The organism is Micromonospora sp. DT41, assembly GCF_049841715.1.
Taxonomy (GTDB): Bacteria; Actinomycetota; Actinomycetes; order Mycobacteriales; family Micromonosporaceae; genus Micromonospora; species Micromonospora profundi.
Genome location: NZ_JBNCKU010000005.1, coordinates 398,201 through 422,846, shown reverse-complemented (window position 1 = coordinate 422,846; position 24,646 = coordinate 398,201). Strand labels below are relative to the sequence as shown.

General features: G+C 71.6%; 22 protein-coding genes. 13 read left to right on the top strand and 9 right to left on the bottom strand.

Annotation, left to right across the window (positions count from 1 at the left end; all coding sequences use genetic code 11):
- Positions 1-35 precede the first annotated feature (35 nt).
- From ACLQ23_RS12785 to purS, 4 genes are read right to left on the bottom strand one after another with little or no spacing between them, the layout of a single operon-like run.
- The gene (locus tag ACLQ23_RS12785) at positions 36-791 is read right to left on the bottom strand and encodes a 2-phosphosulfolactate phosphatase (RefSeq protein ID WP_355588471.1); all 756 of its coding nucleotides are present in this window, start codon (positions 789-791) and stop codon (positions 36-38) included.
- Between the two features lie 4 nt (positions 792-795).
- Positions 796-3,594 carry a phosphoribosylformylglycinamidine synthase subunit PurL gene (purL, locus tag ACLQ23_RS12780; protein WP_425880679.1) on the bottom strand — a complete coding sequence of 933 codons (2,799 nt, stop codon included), beginning with the start codon at positions 3,592-3,594 and terminating at the stop codon, positions 796-798.
- A gap of 46 nt (positions 3,595-3,640) precedes the next feature.
- The gene (gene purQ / locus ACLQ23_RS12775) at positions 3,641-4,324 is read right to left on the bottom strand and encodes a phosphoribosylformylglycinamidine synthase subunit PurQ (RefSeq protein WP_355587799.1); all 684 of its coding nucleotides are present in this window, start codon (positions 4,322-4,324) and stop codon (positions 3,641-3,643) included.
- Positions 4,321-4,584, bottom strand: coding sequence for a phosphoribosylformylglycinamidine synthase subunit PurS (purS, locus tag ACLQ23_RS12770; protein ID WP_053651986.1), 264 nt, complete (start codon positions 4,582-4,584; stop codon positions 4,321-4,323). The genes purQ and purS overlap by 4 nt, the downstream gene beginning before the upstream one ends.
- A 354-nt stretch (positions 4,585-4,938) precedes the next feature.
- On the opposite strand from purS, the gene ACLQ23_RS12765 reads away from it, so the two are divergent.
- Both ACLQ23_RS12765 and ACLQ23_RS12760 read left to right on the top strand, forming a co-directional pair.
- Positions 4,939-5,622, top strand: coding sequence for a S1 family peptidase (locus ACLQ23_RS12765; protein ID WP_355587796.1), 684 nt, complete (start codon positions 4,939-4,941; stop codon positions 5,620-5,622).
- Between the two features lie 24 nt (positions 5,623-5,646).
- Positions 5,647-6,210 carry a YbjQ family protein gene (locus tag ACLQ23_RS12760; protein WP_355587794.1) on the top strand — a complete coding sequence of 188 codons (564 nt, stop codon included), beginning with the start codon at positions 5,647-5,649 and terminating at the stop codon, positions 6,208-6,210.
- A gap of 150 nt (positions 6,211-6,360) precedes the next feature.
- Here ACLQ23_RS12760 and purB read toward each other — a convergent pair whose 3' ends face one another.
- Entirely contained in the window at positions 6,361-7,785 is a 1,425-nt protein-coding gene (gene purB / locus ACLQ23_RS12755) for an adenylosuccinate lyase (protein WP_355587792.1), read from the bottom strand.
- 99 nt (positions 7,786-7,884) lie between these two features.
- Entirely contained in the window at positions 7,885-9,177 is a 1,293-nt protein-coding gene (locus ACLQ23_RS12750) for an acetyl-CoA C-acetyltransferase (RefSeq protein WP_355630593.1), read from the bottom strand.
- A gap of 56 nt (positions 9,178-9,233) precedes the next feature.
- On the opposite strand from ACLQ23_RS12750, the gene ACLQ23_RS12745 reads away from it, so the two are divergent.
- The 7 genes from ACLQ23_RS12745 (at position 9,234) to ACLQ23_RS12715 (ending at position 16,428) form a co-directional block, all read left to right on the top strand.
- Positions 9,234-10,601: a 3-oxoacyl-ACP reductase gene (locus ACLQ23_RS12745; protein WP_425880678.1), complete on the top strand. Its 1,368-nt coding sequence runs from the start codon at positions 9,234-9,236 to the stop codon at positions 10,599-10,601.
- The gene (locus ACLQ23_RS12740; protein WP_425734944.1) at positions 10,601-11,668 is read left to right on the top strand and encodes a MaoC/PaaZ C-terminal domain-containing protein; all 1,068 of its coding nucleotides are present in this window, start codon (positions 10,601-10,603) and stop codon (positions 11,666-11,668) included. Before ACLQ23_RS12745 ends, ACLQ23_RS12740 begins: the two co-directional genes overlap by 1 nt.
- A gap of 96 nt (positions 11,669-11,764) precedes the next feature.
- Positions 11,765-12,517 (top strand): NUDIX hydrolase, encoded by a 753-nt coding sequence (locus ACLQ23_RS12735; RefSeq protein ID WP_425734945.1) that lies wholly within the window; start codon positions 11,765-11,767, stop codon positions 12,515-12,517.
- Positions 12,514-13,485: a serine/threonine protein kinase gene (locus ACLQ23_RS12730; protein WP_355630600.1), complete on the top strand. Its 972-nt coding sequence runs from the start codon at positions 12,514-12,516 to the stop codon at positions 13,483-13,485. The genes ACLQ23_RS12735 and ACLQ23_RS12730 overlap by 4 nt, the downstream gene beginning before the upstream one ends.
- Positions 13,486-13,494: 9 nt before the next feature.
- On the top strand, positions 13,495-14,454 hold the full coding sequence (locus ACLQ23_RS12725) for a hypothetical protein (RefSeq protein WP_355630603.1): 960 nt from the start codon (positions 13,495-13,497) through the stop codon (positions 14,452-14,454).
- The gene (locus tag ACLQ23_RS12720) at positions 14,451-15,713 is read left to right on the top strand and encodes an adenylosuccinate synthetase (RefSeq protein ID WP_355630606.1); all 1,263 of its coding nucleotides are present in this window, start codon (positions 14,451-14,453) and stop codon (positions 15,711-15,713) included. Before ACLQ23_RS12725 ends, ACLQ23_RS12720 begins: the two co-directional genes overlap by 4 nt.
- Before the next feature lie 94 nt (positions 15,714-15,807).
- Entirely contained in the window at positions 15,808-16,428 is a 621-nt protein-coding gene (locus ACLQ23_RS12715) for a DedA family protein (protein ID WP_355630609.1), read from the top strand.
- 43 nt (positions 16,429-16,471) lie between these two features.
- Here ACLQ23_RS12715 and ACLQ23_RS12710 read toward each other — a convergent pair whose 3' ends face one another.
- The gene (locus ACLQ23_RS12710) at positions 16,472-17,107 is read right to left on the bottom strand and encodes a TetR/AcrR family transcriptional regulator (RefSeq protein WP_355630612.1); all 636 of its coding nucleotides are present in this window, start codon (positions 17,105-17,107) and stop codon (positions 16,472-16,474) included.
- A 68-nt stretch (positions 17,108-17,175) separates the two neighbouring features.
- Between ACLQ23_RS12710 and ACLQ23_RS12705 the strand changes: the two genes are divergently transcribed.
- From ACLQ23_RS12705 to ACLQ23_RS12695, 3 genes are all read left to right on the top strand, one after another.
- A complete protein-coding gene (locus tag ACLQ23_RS12705) occupies positions 17,176-17,628 on the top strand; it encodes an SCP2 sterol-binding domain-containing protein (protein WP_355630615.1) in 453 nt (150 codons plus the stop codon).
- A 1-nt stretch (position 17,629) separates the two neighbouring features.
- Positions 17,630-18,844, top strand: coding sequence for an acyl-CoA dehydrogenase family protein (locus tag ACLQ23_RS12700; RefSeq protein WP_167946302.1), 1,215 nt, complete (start codon positions 17,630-17,632; stop codon positions 18,842-18,844).
- Positions 18,845-19,108: 264 nt separating this feature from the next.
- Positions 19,109-20,671: an AMP-binding protein gene (locus tag ACLQ23_RS12695; RefSeq protein WP_425734946.1), complete on the top strand. Its 1,563-nt coding sequence runs from the start codon at positions 19,109-19,111 to the stop codon at positions 20,669-20,671.
- 64 nt (positions 20,672-20,735) lie between these two features.
- On the opposite strand, the gene purD is transcribed toward ACLQ23_RS12695, so the two are convergent.
- Together purD and ACLQ23_RS12685 are read right to left on the bottom strand one after the other, a co-directional pair.
- Positions 20,736-21,986, bottom strand: coding sequence for a phosphoribosylamine--glycine ligase (gene purD, locus ACLQ23_RS12690; protein ID WP_425734947.1), 1,251 nt, complete (start codon positions 21,984-21,986; stop codon positions 20,736-20,738).
- Positions 21,987-22,101: 115 nt separating this feature from the next.
- Positions 22,102-23,391, bottom strand: a complete 1,290-nt coding sequence (locus tag ACLQ23_RS12685; protein ID WP_425734948.1) for an adenylosuccinate synthase — start codon at positions 23,389-23,391, stop codon at positions 22,102-22,104.
- A 122-nt stretch (positions 23,392-23,513) separates the two neighbouring features.
- Here ACLQ23_RS12685 and ACLQ23_RS12680 point away from each other — a divergent pair, with 122 nt between their 5' ends.
- Positions 23,514-24,617: a hypothetical protein gene (locus tag ACLQ23_RS12680; protein ID WP_425734949.1), complete on the top strand. Its 1,104-nt coding sequence runs from the start codon at positions 23,514-23,516 to the stop codon at positions 24,615-24,617.
- The last annotated feature ends 29 nt before the right edge of the window (positions 24,618-24,646 follow it).

Sequence of the window (24,646 nt, the reverse complement as noted above, 5' to 3'; positions counted from 1 at the left end):
GCCGGGGCACCCGGGTCGACGGTTGAGGACTCAGGTCAGGCGGCGGAGAAGACGCCCTGGCGGAGGACCGGGACGACCGTCGACGCGTCGACCTGGACGGCGACCTCCACGTCTTCGGCGAAGCCGCCCTCGGTCAACTCCCGACCGGAGACACTGCCCCGGACCGCGGCCGGCACGTCAGGGGTGCTGGCCAGCGCGGCGAGCGCCACTGCCGCCTCCACGGAGAGGCCGCCCGGTACACCGGACAGGGCGTCGAGCACGCTGGCCGCGCCCAGTTGGTCCTCCACCGACGGACGCAGTGACCCGTCGGGCCACCGCTCCCCCGAGGCGATGACGCCGATCGGGGCGTCCGTGGTGCCGTACCCCTGGCGGCGCAGCCAACGCCCGACGGCGGGTGCGTTACGCAGGCACGCCGCGACCACGGGCAGTCCGGTGGCGCTGGCGGCGGCGCTGATGGCCGAGCCGTTCGGTGATGGCAGCACCAGGTCCGGCACCACGGGTGCGGTGCTCAGCGCGGCCGGCGAGAGGGACCACGGATGGTCGGCAGTCATCCGCCGACGGCCCACTGCGGCCACCGCGCCGACCCGAACCGCGTACTCGGCGGCCTGCTCGCCCCACGGGAACGGGTGCACCCGCATGCCGCGAGCGACAGCCACCTCCACGGCGGTGGTGAACGAGAGTACGTCCACCACCACCAGGGCGGCGCAGACCCGACCGAGTTCGGCCGCGCCGCTCAGGCCCCAGTCGAACCGGGCACCCGATCCGGGCTGGCCGTGGACGACGGCCGCCAACGCCTCAGCGCTCGTCAGGCGACGGGTCGGTGGCACCGGAGTCAGACTCGGACGAACCGGCGGCCTCCGCCGGCCCGGTGGTGCTCGACTGAGCCGACGCGTTCGGCTCCGACACGCCCGACACGCCCGAGTCGCCCAGCTGACCAGACGTGTCCGGCTGACCAGACGTGCCCGGCTGACCGGACGCGCCCGACTCGACCGGCTCGACCGCGCCGGTCTGTGGCACCGGGCCGGCCGACGCGATCGGCTCGGAGACGACAGTCGCCGGGTCCAGGGGCGCGACAGGCGTGCCCTCGGCTACCGGCAGGGGCGCCGCCTCGACAGCGCCCGCCACGCCAGCGGCCGGCGCGGGCACCTCGACGGCGGCGGCACCGCCGAAGAGGCGCGGCAGCGTCTCGGTGTGCGCGGCGCGCAGCTCGTCCAGGCCGATCCGGAACTGGCCGTGCACCTCAAGGGCGCCGCTGCCCGGGTCGGTGACGCCGATCAGCTCGAACGGCACCCCCCGCTCGGCGCAGAGCGCCGCGAACGCCTTGTCGTGGCCACGCGGCACCGACACCAGCGCCCGCGTGGCGGACTCGCTGAACAGGTAGACGAACGGCATCGAGCCACCGGCGAACTGCTCCGGCACCGCGATCCGGGCACCGACGCCCCGCCGCAGGCAGGACTCGACAAGGCTCTGGGCGAGGCCACCGTCGGACAGGTCGTGCGCGGAGCTGAGGTGACCCACCCGGGCAGCCTCGGCCAGCAGGTCGGCAAGCAGCTTCTCCCGGGAGAGGTCGACCTGCGGCGGGATGCCGCCGAGGTGCTCGTGCGTCACCCAGGCCCACTCCGAGCCGGACAGCTCGACGTTTGTCTCGCCCAGCAGGTAGATCTGGTCGTGCTCACCGCTCGGACGCGGGACGAAGCCCATCGGCACCCGGTCGGCCACGTTGTCCAGTACGCCGAGCACACCGACCACGGGGGTCGGGTGGATGGGCGCCGCGCCGGTCTGGTTGTAGAAGCTGACGTTGCCGCCGGTGACCGGGATGCCCAGCTCCAGGCAGCCGTCCGCCAGGCCGCGAACGGCCTCGGCGAACTGCCACATCACGCCCGGGTCCTCCGGGGAGCCGAAGTTGAGGCAGTTGGTCACGGCGATCGGCTTCGCGCCGGTCACCGCCACGTTCCGGTACGCCTCGGCGAGGGCCAGCTTGGTGCCGTTGTACGGGTCGAGCCGGGCGTACCGGCCGTTGCCGTCCACCGACAGCGCCACGCCGAGCCCGGTCCGCTCGTCGATGCGGATCACGCCGCCGTCCTCCGGCTGGGCGAGGATGGTGTTGCCCAGCACGTAGCGGTCGTACTGCTCGGTGACCCAGGTCTTGTCGGCCAGGTTGGGCGACGCGATCATGCGCAGCACGGTCTCCCGCAGCGCCTCCGGGTCGGCCGGTCGGGGCAGCGTCTCGGCCCTGTCGGCCTGGAGCAGGATCAGGTCGGCCGGCTCGCGCATCGGCCGGGCGTACACCGGGCCGTCGTCGACAAGCGAACCCGGAGGTACGTCGACGACAAGGTGGTCCTGCCACGTGATCAGCAGTCGGCCGGGGCGGCCGTCCGGCTCGGGCGCGGTGACCTCGCCGATCGCGGTGGCGAGCACGCCCCACTTCTCGGCGGTCTTGAGCACCGCGTCGAGCTTGTCCGGCTCGACGACAAGCAGCATCCGCTCCTGGGACTCGCTGGCAAGGATCTCGTGCGGGTCCATCGAGGGCTCACGCAGCGGCACGCGCTCCAGCCAGACCCGCATGCCGGTGCCGGCCGCAGCGGCGGTCTCGGTGAGCGCGCAGGTCAGACCGGCGCCGCCGAGGTCCTGGATGCCGACGACCAGCTGGCCGTCGTACAGCTCAAGGCACGCCTCGATCAACAGCTTCTCGGTGAACGGGTCGCCGACCTGCACGGCGGGGCGACGGGCCTCGCTGCCATCGTCGAAGGTGGCGCTCGCCAGCACCGACACGCCGCCGATGCCGTCCCGGCCGGTCTTGGCGCCCATCAGCACGACCACGTTGCCGGGGCCTGCGGCAGCCTTGTTCTGTAGCCGGTCGACCGGCAGCACGCCCAGGCAGAGCGCGTTGAGCAGCGGGTTGCCCTGGTAGGAGGGGTCGAAGACCAACTCGCCACCGATGTTGGGCAGGCCGAGGCAGTTGCCGTAGCCGCCGACGCCGGCGACCACGCCGGTCAGCACCCGTGCGGTGTCCGGGTGGTCCGCCGCACCGAAGCGCAGCGGGTCCATCACGGCGACCGGGCGGGCACCCATGGCGAGGATGTCGCGGACGATGCCGCCGACACCCGTCGCCGCACCCTGGTACGGCTCGACGAAGCTCGGGTGGTTGTGCGACTCGACCTTGAAGGTCACGGCCAGGTCGGCGGAGATCTGCACCACACCGGCGTTCTCACCGATGCCGGCGAGCAGACGGTCGCTGTGCGGGGCCTTCTCACCGAACTGGCGCAGGTGCACCTTGCTCGACTTGTAGGAGCAGTGCTCGCTCCACATGATCGAGTACATCGCCAGCTCGGACTGGGTGGGCCGGCGGCCGAGGATCTGCCGGATCCGGTCGTACTCGTCGTCGCGGAGCCCCAGTTCGGTGTACGGCTGAAGCTCGCCCGGGGTGCCGTTGGCGCGCGGCACGGTGTCCACGCCGTCGGTCCAGTCGGCAGTGGCCGGCTGGGCGGGAGCGGTCGCCGTGTAGGCGGGTTCCGCCGAGCTCGGCTCGGCCGGCTGCGCCGGGGCGGAGTACGCCTCCGGAGTGTCCCGTACCGGGTCCGGATGGGTGGTCATGACCTCTCCTCGCTGCGCTCGTGCCCGCCCGACCGACTCCTCGCGTTCACGCTGGTGCCCCCACCAGGTGCTTGAGGACCGAGGTGAAGAAGCCGAGGCCGTCCAGCGAGGGGCCGGTGAGCGCCTCCACGGCGTGCTCGGGGTGCGGCATGATGCCGACCACGTTGCCGGCGGCGTTGGTGATCGCGGCGATGTCACGCTGCGAACCGTTGGGGTTGCCGCCGACGTAGCGGGCGACCACCCGACCCTCGGCTTCGAGCTGGTCAAGGGTCGCGGTGTCGGCGACGTAGCAGCCCTCGCCGTTCTTCACCGGGATGAGCACTTCCTGGCCGGGCTGGAACGCGTTGGTCCAGGCGGTGCCGGCCGACTCGATACGCAGGATCTGGTCCCGGTTACGGAAGTGCAGGTGCTGGTTGCGGGTGAGCGCGCCGGGCAGCAGGTGCGCCTCGCAGAGGATCTGGAAGCCGTTGCAGATGCCGAGCACCGGCAGGCCACCCTGGGCGGCGTCCACGATCGTCTCCATCACCGGCGCGAACCGGGCGATGGCGCCGCAGCGCAGGTAGTCGCCGTAGGAGAAGCCGCCGGGGAGCACTACCGCGTCCACCCCGTGCAGGCTCGGGTCACCGTGCCAGAGCCGGACCGGCTCGGCGCCGGAGATCCGGACGGCACGGGCCGCGTCCCCGTCGTCGAGTGAGCCGGGGAAGGTGACGACACCGACCCGGGCGGTCACGAGCGGGCGTCCGCGGTCTCGTCGGCCTCGACCAGGCGGACGGTGAAGTCCTCGATGACCGGGTTGGCGAGCAGCTTGTCGGCGATTTCCCGGGCACGGTCCAGGTCGGGTTCACCTGTGAAGTCGATCTCGATCCGCCTGCCGATCCGAACTGAGGCGACGTCGCTGACGCCGAGCCGGGGCAGCGCGTTTGCGACGGCCTGGCCCTGCGGATCGAGGATCTCGGGCTTGAGCATGACGTCGACGACGACGCGAGGCACTGGGCACTCCTGACTGTGTACGCAGTTGGGTGCCGACCCACAACGGGCGAGCGCAGCCAGCCTACCTGGCAGATACCGCCGCGGACGCACCGGCCGGGCGCAGTTCAGGCAGTGATCAACATAACTGATGGCCGAACCCGCCCAGGATCCGGGACACACGCTCCCACCAGGGCGTATACGGCGTTCCGGGTAGCTGAATCGTTACATTGGCGCATCTCTATCAGATTCTTGAAAACAACTCCCGGTCGTCCTACTCTACATCGACGTAGTTCGATGCCAGCGCCGGCGGGGACCTCTGTCGGCGCCCTTCCGCACCCGGCGACCCCGGGTCCGCCCCGTCCAAGGAGTCCCCCGATGCGCATCCGTCCCCTGCTCGCCATGCTCGGCGTCGCGCTCGCCGGCGCCCTCGGCAGCGCCTCCGGCGCGGTCGCCGCCCCGGCCGGCCCCCAACCCATCATCGGCGGCAGCACCGTCTCGTCCGCGCCCTGGGCCGCCGCGGTGCTCAGTAACGGCTCGTTCACCTGCTCCGGCAGCGTGATCGCACCGCAGTGGGTGCTCACCGCCCGACACTGCATCAGCGGCACCATGTCGGTACGGGTCGGCAGCGTCTACCGGGCCTCCGGCGGCGTCACCCGCACTGTCAGCGCTACCTACACCCGCAACGACCTGGCCCTCATGCGGCTCTCCAGCACCGTCAGCACCTCGACGGTGAGCCTCGCCAGCAGCAACCCGCCGATCGGCTCCACCAACTCGATCTACGGCTGGGGCATGACCTGCTACAGCGGCTGCTCCGCGTCCAGCCAGCTCAAGACCGCCACCGTCCGGGTCACCAGCAACAGCGCCACCGACGCGTACGGCGGGCAGGCCATCCGCAGCAGCCGGATCAGCGGCAACGCCTGGCGGGGAGACTCGGGCGGCCCGCAGTTCTACAACGGCCAGCAGGTCGGTGTGGCCTCCACGGCCGACGGCTCCAGCATCCAGAACTACGGAAGTGTCGCGTACAACAGGGCCTGGATCACCTCGACGGCCGGTGTCTGACGGTTAGAGCCCCGCGCGGCGCGGATGGTCGGCAGCGTGCCGGCCGTCCGCGCCGCGTCGTTTTGCAGCATCCGATCAGGTGAACAATGCACACGATCGGGTCGCCCCACTCCTGACAGCATCGGAAACGTGCTGGTCGTGACGACGGAGCAACTGCCCGGCTACGAGATCCGCCAGATTCTCGGTGAGGTGGTGTCATCGATGGCCAGGACGCGCAACCCGTACCGCGAGGGGGTCAAGAACCTGCGCGGGGGCGCGTACGACCCGATGGCGCCCGACAACCTCACCCGCTGGCGTACCGACTCGGTGTCCCGCCTCGGCGAGGAAGCCCTGCGGCTCGGTGCGAACGCGGTGATCGGAATGCGGTTCGACAGCCGTGACTGCGGCGAGATGTGGATGGAGATCTGCGCGTACGGCACGGCGGTGATCGCCGTACCCACGATGGCCGAGGTCATGCCGGCCGACCAGCCGGCGGTCGCCGCGGACACCGCGCACGACCCGGCCTTCGCGGAGTCCCTCGGCGGCATCGCCGAACCAGCGAGCGCCCCCAACCTCCGAACAGCCGCCGAAACCCCCACCCCCGAGTAACGCCCCACTCCCTCCCACCCACCCCCCACCTCACGCGGTGATCATGAGGTTGGCGGGCGATCCGGGCCCGAATCCACCCGTCAACCTCATGATCAACGGCTAGAGCGGGGGGAGCGGGGGCCGGGGGCGGGAGGGTGCGGGCGGGAGGGGTTACAGGATGGGGGGTGGGCTGTAGGTTGCGGCCTCGGGGTGGGTTTCTACCACCTTTGTGATTCGGCGGGTCAGCGCTTGCACCTGGGCGGGGGCGGCGCCCACGAAGGCGGTGCGGTCGGCTACCAAGGTGTCGATGTCGGCGCGGGACAGGCCGAGGCGGCCGTCGGCGGCCAGCCTGTCGAACAGGTCGTTCTCCGGGGCGCCCTTCTCGCGCATGGCCAGCGCCACCGCTACCGCGTGCTCCTTGATCACCTCGTGCGCGACCTCACGGCCGACGCCTCGCCGCACCGCCGCCACCAGGATCTTGGTCGTCGCCAGGAACGGCAGGAACCGTTCCAACTCCCGGTTGATCACCGCCGGGTACGCGCCGAACTCGTCGAGCACCGTGAGGAACGTCTGGAAGAGCCCGTCGGCGGCGAAGAACGCGTCCGGCAGGGCAACCCGGCGGACCACCGAGCAGGACACGTCCCCCTCGTTCCACTGGTCACCGGCCAGCTCGCCGACCATCGACAGGTAACCCCGGATGATCACCGCGAAGCCGTTCACCCGCTCCGACGAACGGGTGTTCATCTTGTGCGGCATCGCGCTGGAGCCGACCTGGCCCGGCTTGAAGCCCTCGGTGACCAGCTCCTGGCCGACCATCAGCCGGATCGTGGTGGCCAGCGACGACGGCGCGGCGGCGGTCTGCGCCAGCGCGGCAAGCACGTCGAAGTCAAGCGAGCGCGGGTAGACCTGCCCGACGCTGTCCAGCACGCGGGAGAAGCCCAGGTGCTCGGCGACCCACCGCTCCAGCTCGGCGACCTTGTCGGCGTCGCCGTCGAAGAGGTCGAGCTGGTCGGCGGCCGTGCCGACCGGCCCCTTGATCCCGCGCAGCGGGTAGCGGGCGATCAGCTCCTCCAGCCGCTCGTACGCGATCAGCAGCTCCTCCGCCACCGACGCGAACCGCTTGCCGAGCGTGGTGGCCTGCGCGGCGACGTTGTGCGAACGGCCGGTCATGACCAGCTCGGAGTGCTCGTGGGCCAGCCACGCCAGCCGGGCGAGGGTTGCCACCACCCGGTCCCGGATCAGCTCCAGCGAGGCGCGCACCTGCAACTGCTCGACGTTCTCGGTGAGATCCCGCGAGGTCATGCCCTTGTGCACGTGCTCATACCCGGCGAGCGCGCTGAACTCCTCGATCCGGGCCTTCACGTCGTGCCGGGTGACCCGCTCCCGCTCTGCGATCGAGGCGAGGTCGACCTGGTCGAGCACCCGCTCGTACGCCTCGACCACGCCGTCGGGCACCGGCACGCCAAGGTCGCGCTGGGCGCGGAGCACGGCGAGCCAGAGCCGCCGCTCCATCCGGACCTTCTCCTCCGGCGACCAGAGGGCGACCAGCTCGGGCGAGGCGTACCGGTTGGCGAGCACGTTCGGGATCGTCGTCACGTACCTCATTGTCCGTCACCCACCCGGACCGCCCAGGACCGGGCCGGGTGGATGTGACGTCCTGTGCGGGCAGGTCAGGGACGATCGCCGCGACCGGACTCAGCGCTCCAGGATCGCCGTCACTCCCTGACCGCCGGCCGCGCAGATGGAGATCAGCCCGCGGCCGCTCCCCTTCTCGGCAAGCAGCTTGGCCAGGGTCGCCACGATCCGGCCGCCGGTGGCGGCGAACGGGTGCCCGGCTGCCAGCGACGAGCCGTTGACGTTGAGCTTCTCCCTGTCGATTGCACCCAGCGGGGCGTCCAGGCCGAGCCGGTCCTTGCAGAACTCCGGCGACTCCCAGGCGGCGAGGGTGGCCAGCACCTGCGAGGCGAACGCCTCGTGGATCTCGTAGTAGTCGAAGTCCTGCAACGTCAGCCCGGCACGGGCCAGCATGCGGGGCACCGCGTACGTGGGGGCCATCAGGAGCCCTTCGTCGCCGTGCACGAAGTCCACGGCCGCTGTCTCCGACCAGCTGAACCAGGCCAGCACCGGCAGGTTGTGCGCGGCAGCCCACTCCTCGCTGGCCAGCAGCACGGTGGACGCGCCGTCGGTGAGTGGCGACGAGTTGCCGGCGGTCATCGTGGCGTGCTCTGCGTCCGGGCCACGGGTGCCGAAGACGGGCTTGAGCGAGCCCAGCTTCTCCACGCTCGTGTCCGGGCGGAGGTTCGCATCGCGGGTGAGCCCCAGGTACGGCGTCATCAGGTCGTCGAAGAAGCCCCGCTCGTACGCGGCGGCCAGCCGCTGGTGCGAGCGCAGCGCCAGCTCGTCCTGGGCTCGCCTGTCGATCTGCCAGCGCAGGGCGGTCTGAGCGGCGTGGTCCCCCATCGACAGGCCGGTACGTGGTTCGGCGTTGCGCGGGATCTCCGGCTTGAACGGCTGGAGCGGGCGCAGCTTCGCGGCGATCTTCATCCGTTCGCCGAGGGTGCGGGCGGAGTTGAGCTTGAGCAGGGTGCGACGCATGTCCTCGTTGACGGCGAGCGGCGCGTCGGATGTGGTGTCGACACCGCCGGCGATGCCAACGTCGAGCTGACCGAGGGCGATCTTGTTGGCGACCAGGATCGCGGCCTCCAGGCCGGTGCCGCATGCCTGCTGGATGTCGTACGCGGGGGTGTGCGGGTCGAGCCGCGAGCCGAGCACCACCTCACGGGTGAGGTTGAAGTCACGGGAGTGCTTGAGCACCGCGCCGGCCACCACCTCGCCGACCCGCTGCCCGGCCAGCCCGTACCGGGCGATCAGGCCGTCCAGCGCCGCGCCGAGCATGTCCGCGTTCGACGCCTGCGCATAGCGGGAGTTGGAGCGGGCAAAGGGGATGCGGTTGCCGCCGATGACCGCTACCCGTCGGATGCTCTGCACGATCCGCCTCCTTCAAGATGTGTTGCACCAACCCTACTCGCCAGTAGGCTACGCCCATGAGCGACAGGTACGCGAGCTTCGTCCAATCAGCCGCCGGCCGCGCGCTGGTCAAGCGTCTCGGGCTGCCCGACCCGCCGCGACTGCGCCGACACCACCCCGGCGATCCGCTGCTGCCCGGGCCGTTGCTGCTCGGCGCGGCCACCGGCGGACGGCTCGCCGAGCCGATCGCCAAGATCCTGACCGCCGCCGGTGTCGAGCTGGCCGACCAGGCCACCGCCACCTCCGACGACACCCCGCAGCGGTACGGGGCGCTGGTCTTCGACGCCACCGGGATCACCGACTCGACCGACCTTCGCCAGCTGTACGACTTCTTCCACCCGCAGGCCCGGGCCGTGCTGCCCAGCGGTCGGGTGATCGTGCTCGGCACCCCGCCATCGGAGTGCCCGACGCCGCGCGAGGCCACTGCCCAACGCGCTCTGGAGGGTTTGGTCCGCAGCATCGGCAAGGAGTTCGGCAGGGGCACCACCGCACAGCTCGTCTACGTGACAGGCGACGCCAGCGCCGCCGGGATCCGTACCAGCCTCGAATCGACACTGCGGTTCCTGTTGTCCGGCCGCTCCGCGTACGTCTCGGGGCAGGTCATCCGGGTTGGCGACGGCACGGCGAGCGCCCCGGCGGACTGGGATCGTCCCCTGGACGGGCAGGTCGTGCTCGTGACCGGCGCGGCCCGGGGCATCGGCGCGGCGCTGGCCCGGGTCCTGGCCCGCGACGGCGCGCAGGTGGTGGCGCTGGACATCCCGGCCGCCGGTGACGCGCTGGCCGCCGTGGCGAACGACATCGGCGGTACGGCAGTACAGCTCGACCTGACCGCGCCGGACGCCCCTACCCGGCTCGCCGACCACCTGGCCAGCCGCCACGGCCGGGTCGACGTGGTGGTGCACAACGCGGGGATCACCCGGGACAAGACGCTCGGCCGGATGGACGCCGACCGGTGGGACCAGGTGATCGACGTCAACCTCTCCAGCCAGGAGCGGATCAACGACGTCCTGCTGGAACGCGAGCTGATCCCGGCCGGCGGGCGGATCGTGTCGGTCTCCTCGATCGCCGGGATCGCCGGCAACCGGGGGCAGACCAACTACGCCACAAGCAAGGCCGGCGTGATCGGGCTTGTCGACTCCCTCGCCCCGGCCCTGCACGAGCGGGGGATCAGCGTGAACGCGGTGGCCCCCGGCTTCATCGAGACCCGCCTGACGGCGCGCATCCCGCTTGTGGTCCGTGAGGCGGGTCGACGGATGAACAGCCTGGCGCAGGGCGGGCTGCCGGTGGACGTGGCGGAGACGATCGGCTGGTTGGCGTGGCCGGCGTCCGGCGCGGTCAGCGGAAACGTCGTACGCGTCTGCGGCCAGAGCCTGCTGGGGGCGTGATGGCGAGAAGAGGACAGCCCAGCGAGGAGCCGGACGACCTGTCGGTTCACGAACTGATCGACGGCCCCACCGAGATCCTGTCGCGGGAGAGCCTGAACGCGATCCGCCGTCCGGGGCCCGCCGGCAACGACCTGAGCGTCGAGCGGACACACGACCTGAGCGCCGCCGCGACCGAGGTGACCCGCGACCTCTCCAGCGCCGGCCCGGCCCGCCGCAGCCGGAAGCGCGTCGAGTTGCCTCGGATGCCGGCGGCCGGGCCGCTGTACCGGCGGGCGCTGCTCGGTGCGCTGCCGGGCCTCGGCGGTAGGCGGCGCGGGAACGCCCTGCCGGCGGTCGAGCTGGCAGTGGGCGGCGTGAGCGTCGACCGGACGCACCTGGCCGACTACGACCGGGTCTGCGGGTTCCGGCTCACCGACCGACTGCCTGCGACGTTTCCGCACGTCATGGGCTTTCCGCTGAGCCTGCGGCTGATGACCGCGCCGGACTTTCCCCTCCCGCTGACCGGCCTGGTGCACATCGACAACCGGATCACAGTGCACCGCCCGATCACCGCCGACGAGACCCTCGACTTCACGACGTACGCCCAGGATCTGCGCCCGCACGACCGGGGGCGGCAACTGGACGTGGTGCTTGTCGGCTCGGTGGACGGGGAGGAGGTCTGGCGCGGCGTCTCCACGTACCTGGGTCGGGAGCGCACGGCCGGCGGCGGTGAGCGGCGCGACCGGAGCGGGCGCACCGAGGCGCCGGCCGGTACGGCCCGCTGGCGGGTCGAACCCCGGGTGGGCACCGAGTACGCGCGGGTCTCCGGGGACCACAACCCGATCCACACGTCAGTGCTCGGGGCGCGGTTGTTCGGCTTCCGCCGGCCGATCGCGCATGGCATGTGGAGCAAGGCGCGGTGCCTCGCGGCGCTGGAGAACCGGCTGCAGGACGCCTACACCGTCGAGGTCGCGTTCAAGCTGCCGGTGCCGTTGCCGAGCACTGTGAGCTTCGCGCTTCTGCCGGACGGCGGGTTCACACTGCACGACTCGCGCGGCCGACCGCACCTGGTGGGCCTCCTGCGCTGACACGCCAGTGCCGATCCCGGATCCGGGCTTGGCACTGGCGTTCTCGTGCGCTAAGTTGTTCTCACAGCGAGATGTTCTCAAAGTGAGGTTGACGCGATGAACGAGCAGGAGTTCCTGGAGGCGTACGACCCCCGGGCCTACCCGTCGGTCGCCGTGACCGTCGACGTGGTGGCGCTGACCATCCGCGACGGCGCGCTGCACCTCCTGCTGATCCAGCGGGGCCAGCCACCCTTCGAGGGGCACTGGGCGCTGCCCGGCGGCTTCGTCCAACCCGACGAGGACCTCGCCGCCGGCGCCCGGCGGGAGTTGGCCGAGGAGACCGGGCTCGGCGGCGAGGGACTGCGCCGCGTACACCTTGAGCAGTTGGGCAGCTACGGCGCTCCCGACCGCGACCCGCGGATGCGCGTCGTCTCGGTCGCCCACCTCGCGTTCGCCCCCGACCTGCCCGACCCGGCCGCAGGCAGCGACGCCGACGCGGCGACCTGGCTGCCGGTGACCGTGCTGACCAGCAGGCAGCTCGCCTTCGACCACGGCCGGATCATCGACGACGCGCTTGAGCGCGCCCGCTCCAAGCTGGAATACACCCCACTGGCCACGCGCTTCCTCGCCGCCGAGTTCACCATCAGCGAGCTACGCGCCGTCTACGAGACGGTCTGGGGTCACCCCCTGCACGCTGGCAACTTCCACCGCAAGGTGCTGTCCGTGCCGGGCTTCGTGGAGAGCACCGGCGCCAGCACCGAGCGCGGCGGCTCGCGGGGTGGCCCCCGCGCCCGGCTCTACCGGGCCGGCGACGCCCGGCTGCTGCATCCCGCGCTGCTGCGTCCCGCCCGCGAGGAGACGGTGCGATGAGGACCGCGGAGGCCATCGGCCTGGTCACTGCGGCCCGCACCGACACCGACCTGTTCGGCACGGACCAGCCGGCCAGGCGCTACCGCGAGCTGGTCGCGGCCCTGCACCCCGACCGCCTGTCGGCCGACCCGGCGGTACGCGCCGAAGCCCTCGACGCGTTCATCCAGGTCACCACCCGGTGGCAGGCCCGGCAGGTGACAGTCCTCGGCGACTACCGCCTCGGCGCGCTTGCCCACTCCGGCGACCTTGCCGACCTCTACGACGTCGGAGACGACAGGCTGCTCAAGCTGCCCCGACGGCCCACCGACAACGACCTCATGGCCCGCGAGGCACACGCCCTGCACACAATCGCCGAGCGCGGCGACCCGCGCTACCTGCCGTACGTGCCCCGGCTCGTCGACGAGTTCCGGCACTCCGACGCCGCGACCGGTGCCGAACGGCGGATCAACGTGCTCGCCACCGCGCCCGGCCTGCACGACCTCGACGCGGTGCAGCGCGCGTACCCCGACGGGTTGGACGCCCGCGACGTGGCCTGGATGTGGCGGCGGCTGCTCGTGGCGCTCGGCCTGGCCCACCGGGCCGGCATCGTGCACGGCGCGGTCCTGCCGCAGCACGTGCTGATCGAACCGGACGCCCACGGCGTGGTGCTCGTCGACTGGTGCTTCTCGGCCCCCGTCGGCAGCACGATCCCGGCCATGGTGCCCGACCACCAGGACGGGTATCCGCCCGAGGTCTTCCAGAAGCGGGCCTGCGGGCCGGGCACCGACATCTGGATGGCAACCCGCTGCATGACCTCGCTGCTGAACCGCCACGCGCCGCGCGAGCTACTCACCTTCGCCCAGGGCTGCCGGCAACGGTTCCTCAAGGACCGGCCCGACGACGCCTGGCGCCTGCTACGCGAATTCGACCAGGTGCTGGACCGGCTCTACGGGCCACGCACCTTCCGCCCCTTCACCCTCACCCCCTAAGGAGCTGTCATGGGCAGTGGAATCTGGTCCACCGACGTGTACGACGCCGCCGACCGCTACCGCCGGTCGACAGGCAAGAGCGCCTTCTCCTACAGCGACAGCGGGGCCCGCACCGTGCACCCCGCACTCGACCCCCGCGACGCGGCCCGCGAGAGCCGCGACTCCGACGAGCACCCCCGGTCGACGCCCGTCGCGGTGCTCTTCGACGTGACCGGCTCGATGCTCAAGGTGCCCCGCGTCCTCCAGACCAAGCTGCCGCAGCTGCTCGGGCTGCTGCAACGACAGGGCTACGCGAGCGACCCGCAGATCATGTTCGGTGCGATCGGGGACGCCACCTGCGACCGGGTGCCGTTGCAGGTCGGCCAGTTCGAGTCGGACAACCGGATGGACGACGACCTCGGCCGGATCGTCCTCGAAGGCGGTGGCGGCGGGCAGATGACCGAGTCGTACGAGCTGGCCATGTACTTCATGGCCCGGCACACCGCCACCGACAACTGGGACAAGCGCGGCCGGCGCGGCTACCTGTTCATCATCGGCGACGAGCTTGCGTACCCGACGGTGAAGGCGCGGGAGGCGGCCCGCGTGATCGGTGACAACCTGACCGAGGACGTGCCGCTGCGGCACATCGTCGACGAGGTGACGAGCCGCTGGGACACCTACTATCTGCTCCCCGCAGGCAGCCACTACGCCGGCAACGCCAAGGTGCTCGACTTCTGGCGGGACCTGCTCGGGCAGAACGCGGTGGTCCTCGACGACCTCGACGCGGTCTGCGAGACCATCGCGCTCACCATCGGCCTCGGTGAGCAGGCCATCGACCTTGACGAGGGCCTGCGTCACCTGGACCGCGCCGGCTCCACCGCCACCGGCACCGTGTCGAAGGCGCTGGCCCGCCTCAACCGGGGGCGGCGCGCCGAGGTGTCCACGCTGCCGGCCTTCCGCGACACCACAGGCGGGGTGACCCGACTGTGAGGCACGTGGCGGTGGTCGACCTCGGCTATGGCGATGCCGGCAAGGGCACTGTCGTGGACTGGCTCTGCGCGACCCGACCCGTGCACACGGTCGTCCGCTTCAACGGGGGCGCGCAGGCGGCACACAACGTCGTGCTGCGCGACGGGCGGCACCACACGTTCGCACAGTTCGGCGCCGGCACCTTCCACCCGGGCGTGCGTACGCACCTGTCGCGGCACGTGGTGGTGGACCCGCTGGCCCTGGCCGCCGAGGCCGACCATCTCGCCACGGTCGGGGTACCCGACGCGCTGGACAGGTTGACAGTGGACGGGGCGGCTCTGCTCGCCACCCCGTACCACCGGGCCGCCAACCGGGCCCGCGAGATCGCCCGGGGAGCCGACCGGCACGGCTCCTGCGGGCTGGGGGTGGGCGAGGCCGTCGCGTACGGTCTCGCCCACCCCGACGACGCGCCACGGGTCGATGACTGCCGCCGCCCCGAGGAGCTGCGCCGCCGGCTCACCGCCCTGCGGGACCGGCTGACCGCCGAGCTCGGCCCGCTGGACGCGCCACCGGTGGACGACTGCCTGCCCGCGTTCACCGGGTTCGCCGACCGGGTGGCGATCGTCGACGGCAGCTGGCTCACCGGGGCGCTGCGCTCCGGGACCTGCGTCTTCGAAGGCGCGCAGGGGGTCCTGCTGGACGAGTGGCACGGCTTCCACCCGTACACGACGTGGAGCACCACCACGTTCACGAACGTCGACGGCCTGCTCGCCGAGGCGGGCCTGCCCGGCGAGGTGACCCGACTCGGGGTGCTGCGGATCGTCACCACCCGGCACGGGGCCGGCCCTCTGGTGACCGAGGACCAGGCGCTGCCGTTCACCGACCGGCACAACGCCACGAACCCGTGGCAGGGCCGGTTCCGGTTCGGCCACTTCGACGCTGTCGCCCACCGGTACGCCGTCGCCGCAGCCGGCGGCGTCGACGGCCTGGCGCTCACCCACCTCGACCTCGCCGGCCCCGACCTGCGGATCTGCCGCCGCTACGACACCACCGACCGGATCACCCCCGGCCCGCCCGGCAACCTGGACCGGCAGGCCGCGCTCACCGCCCGCCTGCTGCGCTCCCGCCCGGTGTACGACGCCCCGCCGTCGGACTGGCCGGAGGCGGTACGCGCCGAGCTGGGCGCGCCTGTGGTGCTGACCTCGCACGGCCCCACCGCCGGGGACAAGACAGCGCACGGGCCGCTGCTCGCGGCACCGGCCCTGGCCCGGTCGGTCTGATGTTCCTGACCCGGTCGGCCTGACGTGCGGACCGAATGCGGATGATCCGCCCGACTCGGCCTCCGGGGGGATCGCACCCGGCGAGCATGGGGGCATGGAAGCCCTGCTCGACCTTCTCCGTGGGACCGTCACGTCACCGTGGGTGTACCTGGTGATCTTCGGCCTCACCGCGGTCGACGCGTTCTTCCCGGCGGTACCCGGTGAGGCAGCGGTGATCACCGCAGCGGTGCTCGCCGCCGACGGCGGGCACCCCGATCTGACTCTGGTGATCGTCAGCGCCGCCCTCGGCGCGCTGATCGGCGACCACATCTCGTACGCCATCGGGCGGGGCGGCGGCGCGACCCGGCTGGCCCGCCTACCCGACGGCAGTCGCCGGCAGGCCGGCTCCGAGTGGGCGCGCCGCGCCGTGGACCGGCGCGGCGGGATAATCCTGACCACAAGCCGGTACGTGCCCGGCGGCCGGACCGCCGTCACCCTCACCATGGGCGCGGTGCGCTATCCCCGCCGGGCATTTCTGCTGTACGACAGCATCGCGGCGGTCACCTGGGCGCTGTACTGCGGGCTGCTCGGCTACTTCGGCGGGCTGGCCTTCGAGCGCGACCCGGTGAAGGGCGTCCTGGCCGGCATCGGACTCTCGTTGATCGTCACCTTCGGTCTGGAAGGTGTGCGATGGCTGCGCCGTCGGGCGCACCGCCGCGCCGCCGCCGGCCGCTGAAACCGCTGCTGCATGTCCGGTCCGGTCGCCTACACGGTATTTCTCACTCCGGCGGGCGCCAGGTGACGCCGTGCAGGAGTTGGGCGGCACCGAGCCAGGCCACGTTCATCATCCGCGTTGCGGTCTTCTCCGGGTCGGCCTCCGGACGGTCGGCGAGCCAGTCGGCAAGCGACTCGGTGGCCCCCACCAGCGCGTACGCGACGACCTCCAGGTCGACGGCGCCGACCTCGTGACCCTCGGCGCGCAGCGCGTGGTCGAGCATCCCGGCGACCACCTCGACGAGCCGGGCCCGCATGGTGGCCAACTCGCCGGCGAACGGCTGCTCGCCCCGGGCCTGCCGGTAGAGCACCGCCCAGCCGTCGCGGTGCGCGCCCACGAAGCCGAAGAACGCCCGCAGGCCGCGCCAGAGCCGGACGTCCGCAGGCAGGTCGGGGGCGGCGGCACCGGCGATGGCCTGCATCATCCGGGTGCCTTCACGGTGCAGACAGGCGACGAACAGCTCTTCCTTCGTCCCGAGGTACGCGTAGACCATCGGTTTGGAGATGCCTGCGTACTCCGCGATCTCGTCCATGCTGGCGTGGTGGAAGCCTCGCCGGGAAAAGACCTTCACTGCCGCGTCGAGCATCTGCTGCTCGCGGACGGCACGCGGCAGGCGCTTGAAGGCGGGAGCTGAGGACACCTTGCGAGCATACCTACTGGTGCGTAGGGTTACGCACCAGTAGGCAATCTCCCCGGAAGGCACATCTCATGACTGACTTCGACCCGGCCAGCTTCGCCAACGTCGGCCCCAAGGAGTTCGCCCAGCTGGTCAAGTCCACCCCGGACGACAAGATCGCTCAGGTGATGTCCGGTGACATGCGTGGGAAGATCCTCGGCGAGGTGTTCAACCGGATGCCGTCGCTGTTCCGCGCCGACCGGGCCGGCTCCACCAACGCCGTCATCCACTGGATCGTCACCGGTCGCCCGGACGGCGGCAACGACACCTACGAGGTCGTCATCGCCGACGGCAAGTGCCACGTGAACGAGACCCCGCAGCACGACCCGAAGCTGGCCCTCACCATGGGCCCGGTGGAGTTCCTGAAGATCGTCTCCGGTGGCGCCAACCCGGTCATGATGTTCATGACCGGCAAGCTGAAGGCGAAGGGCGACCTCGGCCTCGCCGCCAACATCGCCAACCTGTTCGACATCCCCAAGGCCTGACATGGCCGAGTTCTCGCTCGACCTGAACGAGGAACAGCGGGACCTGCGGGACTGGGTGCACGGCTTCGCCGCCGAGGTCGTGCGCCCGGCCGCCGCCGAGTGGGACGAGCGCGAGGAAACCCCGTGGCCGGTGATCCAGGAAGCCGCAAAGGTCGGCCTCTACGGCTTCGAGTTCCTCGCCACCTGCTGGGCCGATCCGACCGGACTCTCCCTGCCCATCGCCAGCGAGGAACTCTTCTGGGGTGACGCCGGCATCGGGCTGAGCATCTTCGGTACCTCGCTCGCCGTCGCCGCCATCTACGGCGCAGGCACCCCCGACCAACTTGTCGAATGGGTGCCGCAGTGCTTCGGCGACGTCGACTCGCCGGCCGTCGCCGCGTTCTGCACGAGCGAACCGGAGGCCGGCTCCGACGTCGGCGCCATGCGCACCCGGGCCGTCTACGACGAGGCCACCGACGAGTGGGTCCTGTCCGGGCAGAAGGCGTACGCCACGAACGGCGGCATCGCCGGAGTGCACGTCGTCACCGCCTCGGTCGACCCCACGCTCGGCTCCCGCGGCCAGGCCGCGTTCGTCGTACCGCCCGGCACCCCCGGCCTGACCGCAACCCGCAAGCTGCGCAAACTCGGCCTCCGCGCCTCGCACACCGCCGACGTCTTCCTCGACGACGTACGGGTGCCCGGCCGCTGCCTGCTCGGCGGTCGGGACGCGCTGCTGCAACGACTCGACCGGGCACGCTCCGGACAGCGGTCCACCGGGCAGGCAGCGATGCGCACCTTCGAGCTGTCCCGACCGACGGTGGGCGCGCAGGCGCTCGGCGTGGCCCGGGCCGCCTACGAGTACGCGCTGGACTACGCCAAGGACCGCGTCCAGTTCGGCAGGCCGATCATCGAGAACCAGGCGGTGGCGTTCGCGCTGGCCGACATGCGGATGGAGATCGACGCGGCACGGCTGCTGGTCTGGCGGGCCTCCTGGATGGGCCGCAACAACCGCCCGTTCACCGCCGGCGAGGGCTCGATGTCCAAGCTCAAGGCCGGCGAGGTCGCGGTCTCGGTCACCGAGAAGGCCGTACAGTTGCTCGGCGGGGCCGGTTTCCTGCGCGACCATCCGGTGGAGCGCTGGTACCGGGACGCGAAGATCTACACCATCTTCGAGGGCACCTCCGAGATCCAGCGACTGGTAATCTCCCGCGCGATCTCCGGGATGCAGATCCGCTGACCGACGACGCCCGGGCCTGCGCCGTGACCCAGGCCGCGTCTCGAACCCGTCGGTTTCCTGGCCCGGCTCGCCTTGGCAGGGGCCGGGCCAGGAGACCGGCGCCACCACCCCACCTCCCCAGCCCCACGATGCGTGCCGCCTTCGTCACCCTACGTTGACGCCAGCTGAGCCCGTCGCCGCGCCCGGATGCATGATCAAGGAAGAAGCCCGCCGGACAGGAGGCCAGCGCCCCGTCCGCGTACCAACCCCAAGGAGGTCTGCGGCATGGACCTGCCGTTCGTCGTTGCCACGCTGACCCGTCGCGGCCTGCTCACCCCCGGCCGGCCCATCCGGATCGTCTCGCAGCTCAACGCGTTACGCACCTGGGGGTGGAGCCTCGCCGGTGAACTCCGCCAGGCAGCCGCCCGAGACCCCGACCGTCCGGCGATCATCGACGAGGACGGCATCGAGCTGACCTACCGGGACCTCCTCGAACGGGCCGAGCGAACGGCCCGTTCGATGCGCGCCAGGCACGGACTGCAGCCCGGCGACCGGATCGGTGTGCTCTGCCGCAACCACCACGGGCTCATCGAGACGATCGTGGCGGCCACCCTGCTCGGCGTCGACGCCGTCCTTGTCAACACCGGGCTCTCCCCAGCCCAACTGGGTACGGTCGCCGAGGAACAGCAGCTGCGGTTGCTGGTGCACGACGACGAATTCGCCGAGCGGGTCCTCACACTCCCCGCCGAACTGCCCCGCCTCGACGAACGCGCCCGCGAGGAACTGGTCGCCGGGGCGCTGCCAGGCGAACTGCGGCCACCGGAGCGCGACGGCCGGATCATCGTGCTCACCTCCGGCACCACAGGCACACCCAAGGGCGCCCGCCGGCCCACCCCGCACGGCTTCGGTCCCCTCGTGTCCATCATCGACCGCATCCCGCTGCACGTACGGGACCGCGTCATGATCGCCGCACCGATCTTCCACACCTGGGGATTCGCCGCCCTCCAGGTCTGCTTCGCGCTGCGGGCGACAATCGTGCTGCACCGCCGCTTCGACCCGGCCGCCACGCTCGACGCCCTGGTGGCGCACCAGTGTGACGCCCTGTTCGCCGTACCCGTGATGGTCCAACGGCTGATGGAGGTGCCCGCGCCGGACCCGCGCCCATCCCTCAAGGCCGTAGCGGTGAGCGGATCGGCACTGCCGGGTGGGCTCGCGCCGAAGTTCATGGACGTCTACGGCGATGTCCTCTACAACCTGTACGGCTCCACCGAGGTCTCCTGGGCGTCCATCGCCGGCCCGGACGAGCTGCGCCGGGCCCCCACCACCGCGGGCCGGCCACCGCACGGCACCCGCGTGCAGATCCTCGACGACGACGGTCGGCCCGTACCGCAGGGGCGAGTCGGTCGGATCTTCGTCGGCAACGAGATGCTCTTCGAGGGCTACACCTCCGGCGCCAGCCGGGAGAGCCGCGACGGTCTGCTCGACACCGGTGACCTCGGCCGGCTCAACGCCGACGGGCTGCTCTTCGTCGACGGCCGGGCCGACGACATGATCGTCTCCGGCGGCGAGAACGTCTTCCCGTCCGAGGTGGAGGACCTGCTCGCCGGGCTCCCGCAGGTACGCGAGGCAGCAGTGATCGGCGTGCCCGACCCCGAGTACGGCCAACGGCTCGCCGCGTTCCTCGCCCTGCACCCCGGCGAGACACTCGACTCCGACGCGGTCCGCGAGTACGTCCGGCGCTACCTGGCCCGATTCTCCGTACCCAGGGACGTGGTCTACGTGAAGTACCTGCCCCGCAACGCCACCGGCAAGGTGCTCACCCGGGAACTACGCCGCTACGTCAGCTGAAACGGTCCCGGCCGGACCGGCCGACCGCCGCACTGCCGGACCGCCCACGGTCCGGCAGCCGGATTCAGCTGGGGATCGTGATCCGGTTGTCGACGGCTGCGACGGCGATGTCGGTGCGGTGCTGCGAGCCGGCCAACTCCACCCCGTCCACGAGCGCGTACGCCGCGTCCCGGGCGGCGGCCAGGTCGGAGCCGGTGGCCGTACCGCAGAGGACCCGGCCACCGGCGGACAGCAACGCGCCGTCGCTGGCCCGGCGGGTGGTCCCCGCGTGGATGATGCCCGGACGGTCCGCGCCGGTGATCACGTCACCCGTGCGCGGCGCCGCCGGATAGCCCTGCGCGGCGACCACAACAGTGACGGCGGCGCCGTCGCGCCAACGCAGCGGCGGATGCGCGGCAAGCGTGCCGGTTGCCGCAGCGTGCAGCAGCGCGCCCAACGGGGACTCCAGCAGCGCGAGCACCACCTGGGTCTCCGGGTCGCCGAAGCGGGCGTTGAACTCGATCACACGAGGGCCCGCGGCGGTGATCGCCAGCCCGACGTAGAGCAGACCGGCGAACGGCGTGCCCCGACGGCGCATCTCGGCCAGGGTCGGGTGGACCACGTCGCGCATGACCTCGTCGACAAGGCCGGGCGGTGCCCACGGCAGCGGTGCGTACGCACCCATGCCGCCGGTGTTCGGGCCGGTGTCGCCGTCGCCGATGCGCTTGAAGTCCTGTGCCGGCAGCAGCGGCAGCGCAGCCTCGCCGTCGGTGACCACGAAGAGGCTGACCTCCGGGCCGTCGAGGAACTCCTCGACCACGACACGGCCGCACTCCTGGGCGTGCGCCAGGGCGGCGGCCCGATCGTCGGTCACCACCACGCCCTTGCCGGCGGCGAGCCCGTCGTTCTTCACCACGTACGGTGCGCCGAACTCGTCAAGCGCGCGGCCGGTGCTCTCCGGGTCGGCGCACGTGTAGGCCCGCGCGGTGGGCACACCGGCGGCCGTCATCACGTCCTTGGCGAAGGTCTTGGAGCCCTCCAACTGGGCGGCCTCGCCCGAGGGGCCGAAAGCGGCGATGCCCTTGGCGCGTACCGCGTCGGCGACACCGGCGACCAGCGGCGCCTCCGGCCCGATCACCACCAGGTCAGCAGCGGTCTCCACGGCGAGCGCGGCCACTGCGGCCGGGTCAGTCGCGGTCACCTCCCGCAGCTCGGCCACCTCAGCGATACCGGGGTTACCCGGTGCCGCGATCAGCCCGGAAACAGCCGGATCGGAAGCCAACCCGAGCGCGAGCGCATGCTCCCGCCCACCACCACCCACCAAAAGAACGCGCACGCCCGAGATCCTACTGCCCCCACCTTCTCGCCCATGTTGATCATGAGGTTGACGGGTCCCAGGGTGATTCACTGGCCCGCCAACCTCATGATCAATGCAGACGATCTGTGCGGGATCAGGGGAGGAGGGGGTGGAGGAGGACGTTTTCTTCTCGGCCTGGGCCTACACCTACGACGCTGACCCTGGTGTTGCAGAGTTCCTCTACCCGGGCGATGTAGCGGCGGGCGTTCTCCGGCAGGTCGTCGACGGTGCGAGCCTTCGTGATGTCCTCCCACCACCCGTCGAGTTCCTCGTACACCGGCTTGGCGTGGTGGAAGTCCGTCTGGCTCATCGGCATGTCATCGACCCGGACGCCGTTGATCTCGTAGCCGACGCAGATCGGCACCTTGGGCAGCCCGGTGAGCACGTCCAGCTTGGTGATGACAAGGTCGGTGACACCGTTGAGGCGGCAGGCGTACCGGGCCACGACCGCGTCGAACCACCCGCAGCGGCGCTCCCGCCCGGTGGTCGTTCCGTACTCGCCACCGACCTTGAGCAGGTGCTGGCCGTTCTCGTCGAAGATCTCGGTCGGGAACGGTCCGGAGCCGACCCGCGTGGTGTACGCCTTGCTCACGGCGATCACCTTGTTGATCGCGGTGGGCGGGATGCCGGCGCCAACGCAGGCGCCGCCGGCGGTCGGGTTGGACGACGTCACGAAGGGGTACGTGCCGTGGTCCATGTCCAGCATGGTGGCCTGGGCGCCTTCCAGCAGCACAGTCTCGCCCCGGTCCAGGGCGTCCCAGAGCATGGCCCGGGTCTCGGCGATGTACGGCTTGAGCCGCTCCGCGTACTCCAGGTACTCCTCGACTGTGGCTTCCAGGTCGATCGCCTTGCGGTTGTAGACCTTGAACAGCATCTGGTTCTTCTCGCGCAGTGCGAGTTCCAGCTTCTTGCGCAGGATCCCCGGGTCAAGCAGGTCCTGGAGTCGGATGCCCATCCGGGCGACCTTGTCGCCGTACGCCGGGCCGATGCCTCGCCCGGTGGTGCCGATGCGGGACGAGCCGAGGTAGCGCTCTACCACCCGGTCCAGCGCCCGGTGGTGCGGCATGATGAGGTGCGCGTCACCCGAGATCCGCAGTCGGGACACGTCGACGCCGCGCTCGGCCAGGCCGTCGATCTCGGCGAGCAGCACCTTCGGGTCGACCACCACACCGTTGCCGATGACGATCATCGCGCTCGGCGAGAGCGCACCGGACGGCATCAGGTGCAGCGCGTACTTCTGGCCGTCCGGGGTGATCACCGTGTGGCCGGCGTTGTTGCCGCCGGAGTAGCGCACGACGTAGTCGACCCGCTCACCGAGCAGGTCGGTAACCTTGCCCTTGCCCTCGTCGCCCCACTGAGCGCCGAGGAGCACGATCGCTGGCATCTTTTCCGCCTCCAGAAGGCTCGGGTGCCAGGTGGCGACCGGTTGGCGAGCCCGGGGTGTCAGGTTAACAAGTAGTGACGGCGCGGCCGGCAGGGGTCGCGGCGAGAGTCAGGAGGCCCTCCGTGTACGACGTGGTGCTGCTCACCCTCGGTTCGGAGCGGGACGCTCCCGGGGGCTGCGGCAGCGGCGGAGCCTGCTGCGGTGGCACAACCGAAACCGACACAAAATCACCAGCCGAAACCGAGGCCGGCACGCCGATCGAAGGCGGCACACCGACCGGGGCCGGCACCGACCAGCCGGCTGGGGCCGGTGACGGCGCGGGCGGGCAGGGCACCGCCGACGGATGCTCCACCGATCGGCCGCGGGTGCCGGTTCTCGCCTGCGCGGACGCGCTGACCGCCCGGGGCGCCCGGGTGCAGACCGTCACCGCCCGCTCGGACGCCGAGATCGACGCGGTGCTGGCACAACTCGACGGCCCGGTCCGCCCGGACGGCCTGACCTGGCCCGATTCGGACGGCAAGACCCGGCTGGTCGTCGCCACGGCGAGCGACGCGCAGTTGCGCGCCGTGCTGCGCCGGATGGTCCGCCGGTACGCGCCACCGCCGAGCCGCCGCCCGGCGGACCTGCCCGGCGACCGGACGCTGCCCGACCTGCCGCCGGTTGCCGTACTCCCGCTCGACCCGGCGCGCGGTGGCACCCACCGCGACCTGGCCGCGCAGCTCGGGTTGCCCCGCGACCCGGCTGCCGTGGCCGCCGCCGTGCTGGACGGCACGCCCCGCCGGCTGGACCTGCTGCGCAACGACGGCGGCTCGGTGACCCTGGACGGCGCTCTGCTCGGCGCCGCCGACGACCAGGGCCGTCCGCTGCATTGGCGGGCCCGGGTGGAGGTGGACGACGCCATCCTCACCAATGGCGAGGAGCCGCTGCTGGCGTGCGCGATCGGCAACGCCGGCGGGTACGCGTCGCTCGACGACGTGACGTTGCTTCCCGCGCCGGACCCGGCCGACGGTCAGGTCGAGGTCGCGGTGGCCGTCCCGGTGGTCGTCCGCTCGACGTTCGGTCGCAAGCGGGTACGCCTGGAGGTGCGGCGCGCTCGCGGCCGGGCCGTGTCGGTGGTGCCCCGGGAGGGCAAGGTTCCCTACCTGGACGACGGTGTCGAGGGCGAGTTGACCCGCAAGCGTTCCTGGTGGATCGAGCCGGGCGCCTGGGCGGTCTGGGTGGGCTGACCCCGGCTGCGCCACGCGGCCGACGTCTG